We start from the raw sequence: 12,479 nt of genomic DNA, 5'->3' as shown, positions 1-12,479 counted from the left end.
CGTTGTCGCTGAAAACCGCCATCGTCCGGCAGTTTGGCAAGCCCACGAGTCTGGTTGGAAAGCTGGCAGGTCATATCATGGCCCGCCGATCTTCCAACCGACTACGCAACCAAAGGACCGTTGAGTTGATGAACCTACAGCCTGACAGCCGGGTCCTTGAGATCGGATGTGGTCCCGGGCTGGCACTGGCCCTGTGTGCGGAAACCGTCTCGGAGGGGCGCATTATCGGGTTGGATCATTCGCCTGTAATGATCGAACAGGCCCGGAAGCGGCTAGAGGCGAGTGGCTCTGAGAGTTCAGTTGATCTGGTGTTCGGTGGCGTTGACCGTCTCAAAGAATGGCCCGGTGCGTTCGACCGGGTATACTCCCTGAACTTGATCCAGTTCATTGCCGACAAAACCGACTTCTTCCAGCGCGTGTTCGCTACCCTGGATCAGGGTGGTATATGTTTGACGACATATCAACCACGTCTGGACAACGAAGATCCAAACGGGGCTTCTGCTATGGCCGACAAGGTCACGCGGATAATGAAGGAGGCAGGGTTTAAGCAAGTTGTTCGAATTGGCATAGTAGCCGGGCCATCACCAGCGCTCTGTGTCATAGGCCAAAAAGAAGTCAGGCGTTGACCGACTGCCGGAACCACTTGGAACACCCCAGTTCACATAAAGGCTGACGTGGGCGCGACCTTGACTCAACGGCAGCTCTGTTCCGCATATCGGAAGTTGCAGAGCCTGGTTGAGAAAATCCACTGTGGGCTAAAGTCAGAAATTCGTCTTGATTGGCCTTCAAATCCAGTATGGCTAAAGCAAGCTATCACATTTTGGCGTTCCATATACAAACTAGCAACTTCATCAATCGTTTGTGGCTTGACTTAGGAGCTCATCACATCTTCCGTTGAATGATGCGTAATTTGTTCCTCACGATTGTCGCGTCTACCTTTCTCTCGGGAGCTTCCGTCGCATCTGACACAATGGAAGTCGATCTGGAACTGGCTCTTCTAGTCGACGTTTCACGGTCAATGACAGAACGAGAACTCGAGATTCAGCGCCGGGGTTATGCCGCGGCACTACTGTCAAACGAAGTCTTCGCTGCAATTCAGTCGGGCCTTTTGCAGCGGGTGGCCTTGACATACGTCGAGTGGGCCGGAACACAAGAAGTGATCGTTGATTGGCGATTATTGGAAACGCGCGCAGATCTGGAAGAATTTGCGCGCGTTCTAACCACGCGTTTTGATCCCGCGTTGCGCCGTACTTCGATTTCTGAGGCATTGATCTTCGGAGCGGCGATGATCGAAGGGAACGAATTCGAAGGCCTGCGCAAGGTAATCGATGTTTCTGGCGACGGGCCAAACAATCAGGGTCGCCCGGTTTTGCAGGCCCGCGAGGCTGTATTGTCGAAGTCGATTATCATTAATGGGTTACCGCTGATGACCCGCGAAGGTATGGGGAGCCAGTGGCACCTCGACAACCTTGACGTTTACTATGAAAACTGTGTGATCGGTGGGCCTGGTTCCTTCGTAATCCCGGTGCTTGACTGGCAAGACTTTGCAGAGGCTGTGCGTCGAAAACTGGTGTTGGAAATCGCATCTGCGCCATTAAAGGAAAGGTTATTGACTGCACAATACGCACCAACCTCAGACTATGACTGCCTGATCGGCGAGAAAATATGGGAAAGGAACCAACGAATCTGGAGCGAACCCTAGAAACGACTGCCATCGAAAACCCACGTTTCAGTAATTAAAACCAGCCGCAAATGACTACGGCTTGTATTTTTTTGACCCTTTTATCATAAAATGCCCAAATAGCTTATTCAGAGAGCCGTGTTTGGTCTTTGAGCTGCGTCAATCGAATGACTTGAGCTACCGTTTGCTTGAATGTAGGCGTGCCCATTGCTTGGGTTGCTCTAGATGGTTCATCATAGGTTCGAAACCGCCTCGAAAACCGCAAGTCAGGAGCGTTCGCAAACCGCTTCACTGGCGGTTCCAAAATTCGACTATTAGCGCCCGTATTTCAAATATGATCAGAGATATTGAAACGACTACTAAGACAATCGCTGAAGCTCTGGCTTCTGCACGGCAGATTTCTCCAATGACTTCAGAGGCAGGTCAGCTAACACTGGATGAGGCATATTCAATTGCAAGTCGTGTCCGAGGGATTCAGGGCAAAAAGAGAGTTGGCCGGAAAGTTGGCTTCACAAACCGCGCGATCTGGCCTGTTTATGGTGTGGATCAACCCATTTGGGGAGAGGTCTACTCAGAAGGACTGTTTTCGACTGATCAGCCGGTAAATTTGGCAAGGTATTCAGAACCGAGGATTGAACCAGAAATTGTATTGGGCCTTAAACATGCACCAATAGCTGAAATGGATAATGCGCAGTTGGCAGGTTGTGTGGAGTGGGTCGCTCCAGGATTTGAAATTGTGCAATCGATTTATCCTGGTTGGAAATTCTCGGTCGAAGATTCAATCGTAGCACAAGGATTACACGGCTGCCTCGTTCTTGGCGACAAGATCGCGGCGACGCATGATGTTTTGACCGGCTTGGCTGAAGTGCCTCTAGCATTGTTCAAGGGCGCCGAGGCCATCGAGTCCGGCAAAGGTGAAAACGCGCTTGGAGGCCCAATCGAAGTCCTGGCTCATCTCGTGTCTCTACTCTCCGACACCGACCAGCTTCAGGGAGGCGAGCTGGTTACAACCGGTACTTTGACGGACGCATGGCCGGTGTCTCCGGGTGAACAATGGTCAGCTGGCTTTGGTGGAGTCATGGACACCGAGCTATCGGTGCGATTTACATGAGGCTGAAATAGAGTTGTGACGCCTACTGCACCAAAGAAAATTTACTCTCCATAGATGGCCACGATGGTCTTCAACTGATTTCATCAATTCTGAAATGCAAGTCATACGATGCTATCCAAATCAGATTACATGATGTTTCTCAGGCACCCTGCCTGGCTATGGATCAAGAAACACGCCAGGCATCTGTTGCCGCCGATTGACCCTTCATTGCAAGCACGCTTTGACGAGGGGCACGCGTTTGAGCCTTATGCGGAGGCGTTATTTGGTGATCTCGTAAAACTCGGCTTTTCAGATTTTGCAGAATACCAGGCTCTGCCCGCGCGCACTTTGGATGCTTGGAGAAACGGTGCGAACGCCGTGGCACAGGGACGCTATGAAGATGGAACCATAACTTGCATCTCCGACATCGTGAGCCGCAGTGGCGATGGGTACGTTCTGACAGAGATCAAGAGCGGGACATCTGCAAAGCCCGAACACACTTTTGATCTCGCATTCCAGCGTGTCGTGCTTGAGGCAGCCGGGTTCCCCATTGCGCGCTGCGAAGTGGCACATGTGAACCGTGATTACGTCAGAAACGGCGAAATCAATCCGCAAGAGCTTGTCAGCATCACTGACATCACGGATGCGGTGACTGAGCAGCTCGAAAAAACACGCACGCGTATCGATCAGGCATTGAGCGTCGTTGCCAGCGATACGATGCCTGATCCGTCCCCCGAACTTGCGCGCCTTAAATCCTACGGTGAATGGCTGGAGATCAGCGAAGAGCTCGACCCACCTCTCGCGCAGGACAGTATCCACCGCCTTCCGTTCATGAATGCGGAAAAAGCCTCGGAACTCATCGCAAATGGGGTCACAAAGATTGACGAGATCACTGTTCCATCTGTGTTGGGCAAGTCGACGCAACGCTACTTGAGAGCAGTGGCGAATGGTGCACGCACAATCGATCATCAGGAGTTGAGCAGGTTTCTGAGCGAGATTGTCTATCCGCTTTATTATTTTGACTACGAGACGTCTCAGAGTTTGGTGCCACCCTGGAACGGAACGCGTCCCTATCAACAAGTGGCTTTCCAGTATTCCTTGCATATCCAACATGAGCCTCGCGGAGAAATCGAGCACAGGGAGTATCTCCACCGAGACGCCAGTAACCCGATGCCAGCCTTACTGAAAAGGCTTCGTGAGGACATAGGAGACGTTGGCTCTGTAGTGGTTTGGTATGCTCCGTTCGAGAAATCGCGCAATACGGAAATGGCGGAAACTTATCCAGAGCACGCAGAGTTCCTGGAAGGCCTGAACGCCCGCGTTGTAGATCTTATGAAGCCGTTTGCGGATGAAGTGATCAACGATCCTGCGTTCATGGGTAGCGCCTCTATCAAGGCCGTTCTTCCGGCGTTTTTGCCAGAACTTTCATACGACGATCTGGACATCAAAGAGGGGGCGAGCGCGTCTCGTCTTTGGAAGGACGTGACACTGATCCAACCGGATGATCCAGCGCGCGAGAAGGTCTATTCTGATCTTGTGGCGTATTGCACGCGCGACACCTGGGCGATGGTCGCAATTCACCGGGAATTGCTGGCGATGTGAGGTTTAGTGACCATCGTTTATTTCCTCTCTGTAAGAGGGTACGCATCCTCCACCAAGCGGCCTAAATCTCTATTTTTCAATGCTTTGGCGCTGTCCGCTTCTCCGTCTGGCAGTTTTTTCACCTTGTGGCTTGCTTCGTATTCTGCAATCGCGCGTTTTTCGCTTGGGTCAGTTTAGCCATTTTTCTGCTCCTGTTTGCAATTAGAAAGGAATGTCGTCATTCAGAATACGCATTGGTGACTCAGTGGGCTGAGACCAGCCACTCACTAGCTCCGCTTGCTGAATACCTCCGCTCAGCACTTTCGTCTCGCTTCGATATTGTCGGAGAACTATCTCGACGGTGTGCACGGACTGACCTTCAACATTTTTCCAGGTACAAGTCTGCAAACGCAACCGCAATCTTGCGACCACATCCCTGACTTTTGTAGGTCAAGATGATTGGCACGGGCGGTGGCCCAGGCATATCAAAAATCTCAAATCTGATGATTTGGCCTTTCAAGAAACTGGGCTCCCTGCATGATCTTCGGGCGCAATCTGCTCAAACAATTCTCGCCACCGCACTGGTGATCGCCTCTTTGAAATGTCTACTGTCGCAATCGTAAGGGGCAACTCAGAACCCGTCACAGACCATCTGCGCAGGACGCCCTCTGATCTTCTCAGGGCAGCGTGGTGCGGATACAGGAGCACGAGCCGCGGTCTTGCTCCGTTAGCCGCATAACTATGGCCATAGGCAAGCATCTGATAGATGTCGGACTGAGCAACGCCAAGCTTCTGAGTGTCACCAGTATTGAGCTGCTTCCACTTCGTATCGATGATGACCGGCTCGTTTTTGTATTCGATGACAATGTCAGGAATCATGCGGAAGAGTTGGTTGCTCAGCGCATGATGTTTGAAATGCTGCTTATGAACGATACCTCGTCCAAGTGTCTGTTGAGCACGGCGAGCAATATAGCGTTCAAACAGGTCGTTCATCGGGAACAATAGTGCTGTCCCGGTCGTGCTTCCCGAAGTTGTGTTTTGCCAGTCACCGCTTAGTAAAAGTCGCGCCAAAGGTATGATGTCTGCAAACGCTGTTGCGCTTCGATCACTCTGAATTGGTTCCGCAAGTGGTCTGTGGGATCTGCCAACGTGCCGGAACGTATCGAGGATTATTTGCAGGAGCCTTTGCGTCTCAGAACTCCTACTGATACCACGCAAGCGCAGCGCCGCTGATTTCAGTAGACGGTTCAGCTGCGTGTTTTCCGACAGTTCATCGAATTCACAGAAGAGCTTTGTCGGCGCGACAGGTCGCTTTGTTAGCTGTTGCCCGATGTTGATGTTGCCACGCACAAATGGAAGGTCATCCTCGTGCCGCATGTAGTGGCGCTGTAGCCCGCCCTTCATCGCTTTTGTCAGCCTGCGGGCGAAAAGCGCAATAAGTAGTTCCAAGAGGTCTTGTCGCTGCGTCTGAAGCTGTGCCAACTCGCCATCTGAAACCCGAAGATCGTTCACCACGGAAAGCATTCGGATAAGAGCAAGTCGGCTCTCCGACCCAGTGCCATCGATTTTTGGGAGGATTTCCAAAGATCGGCCCTGGAAACTCAAGACACCGCAGACTTGACCCGCCTTGAGCCCTCCAACCACACGATTGAGTACAGCGCCTTCTGGCAGCCTTAGGTCTCTAGCAGCTCGTTCAGCTGTTTTAAGAAATGTCTCGGCCTCATGCTGCCGAAGGCCATCGTCACCAATTGGGAAGACGCCCCACTCGCGCTTGATCAATGTCGACTGATGCTTGGCGGATTGGGCCATAAGTGGTCAACCCGTCTGCTGCTGCACAGAACTGATCAGTTCCTCATAGGCCTCACGCCCGTATTGACCGAGTTCAAGATAGTTATCGACATATCTAAATCGTTCATCCTCGTAGGCATCATCGACACCGGGTGGGGATGAGATGCGCTCTCTGCGAAGGAAGGCGTTTCCACCTCCGAGAATAGCCCGCACGCGACCGAGGTCCTCGTGAAAGTACTCTCGCAAAAGCGGGATGATCTTGTTAGCGATCACCTCGTCTAGCTGCTCCAAGCTTTCGACGCTCGTGAAGTATCCGTGGCCAATCAGATGATCTGCGCCGAGATACCATTCGAGGCGTTTGTTGATTGCCTCAAGCACGCTGTCCAAACCGATATCTTCAACCACGATGTCGCTAAGAATTTCCGGCTTGGGGGGAAGCTCTTCGAAGCGGAAACGGCGACGGAGGGCAGTGTCGAGCAGTGCAATCGACCGGTCAGCAGTGTTCATTGTCCCAACAATGTGCAGGTTCGGTGGGAGCGTGAAGCGATCCCCCGAATAAGGCAACGTAACAGTCAATTCGTTGAGAGCACTCGCTCGCTTGTCCTCTTCAAGTAGCGTGATCAGTTCGCCTAAGACCTTGGAGATATTGGCCCGGTTGATCTCGTCGATAATCAACACATGGGGAGGGTGCGGGGCATCGGTCGTTGCGGGCTCAAGGTATGCGAGCAGGTTGGGCCAGTTAATCTTGTTGGGAAACAGCTGATAGATCGATTGCTGCGAGAAATTGCTCGCGTATATGTCTTCGACCTCGATGCCACTGTCGTCGTCCGCCTGCCAACGCCATTCAACTTCCCTGCGGTGATGGTGACGAACATCGGGATCGAATTTGTATGGGCCAGACACGACGCCGACCGCACGAACCCTTTTGTTACCCTGGCTGGCAATGACGATATCACCCGGCCGCATGTTGTTGCGTAGCTGGTTGAGCATCTCGATGTTTGGGTTCTTGCCCGTTGCTTCTTCCTCACCCGGTTCTTCACGCCAACGATCATAGACGGCGTTGTAGCTTCCGAATTTGGGGTCGGACCAGTCGATCTTGCCGCCGTAGCCCAGAGAGACTAACCCCTTTTCATAAGCCTCGGTTCGAATGTCTTCGTCCTCAGGGTCCCATGCTCGACCCAGCGACACCTTGAATATTCGCCGGTCAGAATAATCCGCTTGAGTGTTCGCCTTTGCAGGGCGCTGTCGTGCCCGCTCCGCGATGCGCTTCAGTACCCCTGGACGAGCAACCAGCCTAAACCCTGCCGACTGCACGCCATCCGCATCATCATCGTTGCCAGTTTCGGGCCGGAGTCCTTCGATGAACTCCTCGTAGCTGTAACTCTGATGGAATGTGACAAATTCAATTCGTCGCTCCTGATAGAGTTCGTCATATCGCTTCATGACATCTTCACGTTTCGTAGGGGCATGACCATCGCATATCAAAACTGCTCTCTTCGCGGTTTCATAGGTCTTTCCGGTCCCCGGAGGCCCATAAAGGATTGTATTGAGTGAACGTGAGGCAGGTCGCTTAACGCTACCGTCATCTCCATTTCTGGCATCTGCCTTCATCGGGGGTGTGACAACAGCGTCCGGAGATGGCTTCCACCGTTCGACGACACCTTCCATATAGAAATCGATGGGTTTGCCCAGTTCGCCTTCGAGGCTTTGCCGAAGCTCTTTCAGCGATTGGTCGATTTCGACGAGATCGCGCTTCTGTACGTCTTTAACAGGAACGTCCTCAAAGGCCGCAAGGATTGCGTGCTTGTCGCGAACAGTGCTTATGCGCTCGAAGTCATCTGGGAACAGTAGGTTGGCAAGGATGTGCCTAAACTGCCGGTTTTCGCCATCAGAGACCGAGGTTAGCCAACGAGCGAAGTCCCAAGAAGATGACGCAAGCTGTGTTTGTTCCTCCGGGGGTTTCGTCTTGAATTCACGCAATGCGTTGATTGCGAAAACGAACTCACGCCAACGGTGGGTGTTGTATGCTGTGCCTGTGTGCCCGAGGCCGCCCAACGTAGCATCGGAAAGCATCGGCTGGTCTTCTGGGAGAGTTTCTCCAGACCATGACCAAATTAGCTGAACATCTTTCCGTTTCTTGGGTTCTGAGATGCGTGAAGCGAACAGCAGTATGAGCCAGTGAAGCTCTGACATAAGCTGTTTACACTGCGGCGAACCACCGGAAAGCTGCGCCTCTAGCTTCTCAAAGAAGTCACCTTCTCCCGCGTCCAGGTTCTGGACAAAACGTTCATCGAGCTCGTCGAGGAGCTCTTTGGTCCATAGATTGTTATTAGAAGAGAAGATTGAGCCGTCACCGAGGAGGCAGGTGTCAAGCCAGGTTTCAGCTGCTGCGTAAACGGCTTCTGCGCTTTCTTCATGTGGGTTAAATCGTGCCATTTTTGCTCGCGTTTATTAAGTCAGGAAGTCGAATGAAAACATAAGCATAACGTAAATCGCACGAACATGCACCTTTGCATAGCGTCGTAATAAAGCTGAGTGGTGAGGTGCTCCAAACTTCCTAGACACCTGCCTTTTCCAGTTTGACCTGTCTTTCTTCGAAACCAACGGGCGACAGCAAGCAGGGGTTTGTACGCGCACTCTGACGGAAAGTCCGTTTGCGTTTTGTCATAAAAGCTGTTGACGCTGATCTATTGGGTGTCGGATCATTTGAAGTTTTTCCATTGGCTGCAAACATGAGGTGGAGGCACGCTAGAACGGTAAAAATCCTGAATCCAGACTCCTGCCCGGCTCGAAATTGTTTTGCTTGCCCTGCCGTCTTATGATGAACACCAGCAGAATTGTCCGGTGCAAATTCGTAAACTTTAGTCTTCCCTCCGAGTATAGGAGCACACGCCTCGCAATTGACAGTTGTGAATTTGTTTTCGATATTGGCCAAGCGGAGCTCAAGCCAGATAGGCGTGTTCCGTGGCAAGAAACTAGGGCGTTGATCCTTTAGGCTGCGCCCGTGAAGAGCAGGAAGCTTTCACAGCCGGTTCTCGATTTAAATCGAAACTAGGACTGTGAAATGACAAATAGTTTAAGAAGAATTCGCGATGAAAAGTATGCCGCTCAAGGTGGTCGATGCTTCTATTGCAATCAGCCGATGTGGTCAGGGTCACCGCTAAAATTCCAAACCGCCCATTCTGGTTCAGAGCGCAAGGCGCGTTGGTTCCAATGTACAGCAGAACACTTACTTTCTGTTTCGGATGGTGGATCAGAAACTTCAGCAAACATTGTTGCTGCCTGCAAGTTCTGCAATCAAAGCCGCCACCGATCAAAGCAGCCACTATCGCCGGAAGCATATAAGTCAAAAGTGCTCGGCCGAATGGAAATGGGTGGTTGGATGCGGTTGAGTTCATCAGACACCGCACCGGCTAGTGGCTGAAAACGATTAACCCGCGAAACTCCATCGCTGCAAAACGTCTCGCGCTTTTGCCATATTCAATGCGTTTGCTATGTCGTTTTGCATTCCTTCGCGTGCCTGATCATCAAGCACAAGCAACTCGCTAAATCCACACGCAGCGCAAGTGATATCTTCATTCGAAATTGTACTATCGGAAGAGCCGCATTCTGGGCACTTTGCAAGGACATCGTCGTTGAACATTTCGCAGCCTCTGACCAGTTGTCTCTAAACTAGGTCGGTCGATTGATGTTTCACGGGATCACAGAGCGCCAACTGATTTTCAATAAACGCCGCTGACTTCTTTTCGTCCGATTTGGTTGCGTAACGGCCCGAATGCAAAACCGGATGATGTTCTGCACCGGGCTGAGACATCGCTTTGTCCGTTAAAATTATTTGCAATACTTTGGTGCGGCAGTGCTTTCTGGAATCCTCAGTTGTTCAGTTTTCGAGCGGCTTGCTTTGCTTCATATTGCTTCCACAGACCCATGTGTCCATTTTGCCGTGCATTTGCCAGCCACAGTTTCTTTCGGGCATCAGGCATTTCCATTGATCGATACTTTCCGCCTGAGAATTTTGGCCAATCTATCGCTAGGCCAAGTTTGACCATTTCTGCGGATAAATCACGGCCATCCTCGAGGTAGCACTTTGCAACAGTCCGTCCGTGGGTATCTTGCTCGGTCACTTCCGCCCTAATTTTTTGACCCTTGCAGAGCGAAACGAGCGCCCATTTTGCCTTCTTACCATAGGGGTGGTTCATCTCGGGAGCATCGACACCAAACAAACGGACCTGTGTTTTCTTAATGACCAATGTATCGCCATCTACAACGTAGGCTGAACCCGCCAATATCCTGACGTCGGGTTCTGGTAGCGTGTGGTCCGGGTCAAAACGCTGTGGCTGCGATGTGCGCTGCCGTTGGTTCGTGGTTAATCTAGGTGTCTCATGTACATCAGATTGGCTTGGAGTGGTAGTTGTGTCGCCAGGCCTGTTGCTGCGGACTGTCAAATACACCGCGACAGCCAAAACCAAACCTAAAACTATCAAGATTTCCACGAGACAGGTCTCCAAAAGTTAGGTCAATCAAATTTTTCGCACTGGATCCGGATCGAACCAAGCACACGTTCGGGTTGATATGCTAGGGACGCTTCACATTCGCTTTGAGAGATGTGACGGATTTGCCCAGCTGAGCGCATTCACGCGCGCGTAAGCTAGGCGACTGATCTCCACTTACTGAAACTTCCAGAATAACAACCGGAGATTCAGTTAGTTCGTGATTTTCGCTTCCGCTAGGGCTGGCAGCGCAGGTTGGCGGAATCTCACAGAAGAATGACCGTTTCGCGCAAGCAATCGTTTCGTACCGTTCAGATGTGCAACCCAAGGTGAAAAATCTTAATGAATGATTAAGTAGCGAACTATCGCGTGATGAGTGTGGAGCAAGATGCAGTATGACGGAGAACAAGGATCGCTTAACGGCTGAAGAAGCAAAGGGACTTCGTACGGCTAAAGAACTCGAAGGTCATCTTGCCTGGTTAGATACTTTTACTCCCGCAGCCTTAGGGGTCCTAGCTATTGCGTCTGGCATTTACACCTATCTTGGTGTGTCCTCGCTGCTTGAAGATAATGGCGCGGTCTCATTCTTCGCTGCGGTCGCGTACTCAATCGCTGTCTCTGTCGGTATCTTTGTCTTTTGGAGCTATATGCTCCGTCTGTTGCCTTCGATGCGTACGGCCAGTGGTTTCATTGGTCTGACCATCTCCACGATTGTTGGCTCTATCGCCATTATCGCCATGTCTAGCTGGCTTAACGCAGCAGCTCTCGCTGGCTCGGCAGCGGTCGAACAACACTTGGAAAACACTGTCCGTGACTACCAAGCTGCTCTTGAGCAAGCCCACGACATAGCCCTTAGCGGCCAAGCTTTGGGTCGCGAGGTGGAACGTGCCCGCCAAAGTTTCGAGGAACTCGCTGAACTGGAGCAATCGGGAGACCTCTCTGGAACCGCCGGCCGAGGCGCAGTGTTTCGCGTACTGACCCAAAAGGCTGAAGAATTACGCAATCTGGAAGAGCAGATTGCGACACAGCAGGAACCTATCGAGGACGCTTTCCAACAAGGCAACGAAATCCTCGCAAAGATGCGCGAGCTTACTGTAGCGCCCGGGCCAGTGGATCGCCGCTCGGTACAGTTTTCTGAGGAAAGCGTGAAGTTGGCGGGTGTGATCTCGCGCCTCAACCAATACAGCGTGGCACCACTTGTTGCTCGTGCTGCCGAGGACTTGCCATCCTCGGTCGTACTTCCAGAGCTTGATGGACGCAGCTCCGACGTACGAGATGCGCAATCATCCACAATCAACTCCGTTTTGAATGCGTTGGACCAACGCAGCAAGACACTCAAGAACGCAGCTGACGAGGTATTGGACATGGAGCCGCCCATCGAGACGGCATACAATCCGATTTCCAGTGCCGATGCTGTAATCAAATACGCCCACAACTTCCTACCTTCGTGGGCCGGAGCAATCGCAATCGACTTGCTGCCTGCCGTGTTGGTATTCGTGCTGGCTATCACCCAAGCCGCAATCCGCAGCGGTAAGGACGGTATGAGCATAGAGGACACGCTGACACTTTCCGACCTAAGAGCCGCTATGAACGCCATGAAGGACGTCGAAGCAACTATGGGTCTGGCGGACGCTGCCATCCTTAACCGCGCCGCGTCGCAAAAAGATGAATCGTGATGGGCCTGCTACGTCGTTTCGATCCACGCTCTGGGCTGCGCTACATTCTGATTTTGCAGCTAGCGATTGCGGGCGTTCTTGTATTGTCGGACGTTGTTGGTGTCATTCCCAGCCCGTTCCAAGAGCGAGTTGAACTCCCGACAGGACCCGTATCTCCCGGTGATCAGCGCCGA

9 protein-coding genes are annotated in these 12,479 nt (G+C 52.0%); 6 read left to right on the top strand and 3 right to left on the bottom strand.

All coding sequences use genetic code 11. The annotated features are described in order from the left end of the window. Nucleotides 1-2: 2 nt before the first annotated feature. The 4 genes from AVO44_RS15750 to AVO44_RS15735 all read left to right on the top strand — a co-directional run bounded on the left by AVO44_RS15750 (nucleotide 3) and on the right by AVO44_RS15735 (nucleotide 4,373). Nucleotides 3-626, top strand: coding sequence for a class I SAM-dependent methyltransferase (locus tag AVO44_RS15750; RefSeq protein ID WP_068338745.1), 624 nt, complete (start codon nucleotides 3-5; stop codon nucleotides 624-626). A gap of 272 nt (nucleotides 627-898) precedes the next feature. Next, nucleotides 899-1,702, top strand: coding sequence for a DUF1194 domain-containing protein (locus tag AVO44_RS15745; RefSeq protein WP_338057448.1), 804 nt, complete (start codon nucleotides 899-901; stop codon nucleotides 1,700-1,702). Nucleotides 1,703-2,015: 313 nt separating this feature from the next. Beyond that, nucleotides 2,016-2,792 (top strand): 2-keto-4-pentenoate hydratase, encoded by a 777-nt coding sequence (locus AVO44_RS15740; protein WP_157770000.1) that lies wholly within the window; start codon nucleotides 2,016-2,018, stop codon nucleotides 2,790-2,792. A 108-nt stretch (nucleotides 2,793-2,900) separates the two neighbouring features. Further along, a complete protein-coding gene (locus tag AVO44_RS15735) occupies nucleotides 2,901-4,373 on the top strand; it encodes a DUF2779 domain-containing protein (RefSeq protein ID WP_068338740.1) in 1,473 nt (490 codons plus the stop codon). A gap of 495 nt (nucleotides 4,374-4,868) precedes the next feature. Here AVO44_RS15735 and AVO44_RS15730 read toward each other — a convergent pair whose 3' ends face one another. Beyond that, the gene (locus AVO44_RS15730; RefSeq protein WP_068338738.1) at nucleotides 4,869-6,161 is read right to left on the bottom strand and encodes an McrC family protein; all 1,293 of its coding nucleotides are present in this window, start codon (nucleotides 6,159-6,161) and stop codon (nucleotides 4,869-4,871) included. A 6-nt stretch (nucleotides 6,162-6,167) separates the two neighbouring features. After that, the gene (locus AVO44_RS15725) at nucleotides 6,168-8,576 is read right to left on the bottom strand and encodes an AAA family ATPase (protein ID WP_068338735.1); all 2,409 of its coding nucleotides are present in this window, start codon (nucleotides 8,574-8,576) and stop codon (nucleotides 6,168-6,170) included. A gap of 628 nt (nucleotides 8,577-9,204) precedes the next feature. On the opposite strand from AVO44_RS15725, the gene AVO44_RS20915 reads away from it, so the two are divergent. Next, nucleotides 9,205-9,564 (top strand): HNH endonuclease, encoded by a 360-nt coding sequence (locus AVO44_RS20915; RefSeq protein WP_099045673.1) that lies wholly within the window; start codon nucleotides 9,205-9,207, stop codon nucleotides 9,562-9,564. 448 nt (nucleotides 9,565-10,012) lie between these two features. Here the strand turns inward: AVO44_RS20915 and AVO44_RS20735 are convergent, their stop codons facing one another. Then, nucleotides 10,013-10,633, bottom strand: a complete 621-nt coding sequence (locus AVO44_RS20735; RefSeq protein WP_082677518.1) for a thermonuclease family protein — start codon at nucleotides 10,631-10,633, stop codon at nucleotides 10,013-10,015. Nucleotides 10,634-11,025: 392 nt separating this feature from the next. Between AVO44_RS20735 and AVO44_RS15710 the strand changes: the two genes are divergently transcribed. Beyond that, on the top strand, nucleotides 11,026-12,306 hold the full coding sequence (locus tag AVO44_RS15710; protein WP_068338728.1) for a hypothetical protein: 1,281 nt from the start codon (nucleotides 11,026-11,028) through the stop codon (nucleotides 12,304-12,306). Nucleotides 12,307-12,479: the final 173 nt, after the last annotated feature.

The sequence above is a fragment of the Ruegeria profundi genome, from assembly GCF_001507545.1.
GTDB lineage: Bacteria > Pseudomonadota > Alphaproteobacteria > Rhodobacterales > Rhodobacteraceae > Ruegeria > Ruegeria profundi.
The sequence above is the reverse complement of the archived record's forward strand: the minus strand, read 5'-3'. Positions and strand labels throughout refer to the sequence as shown.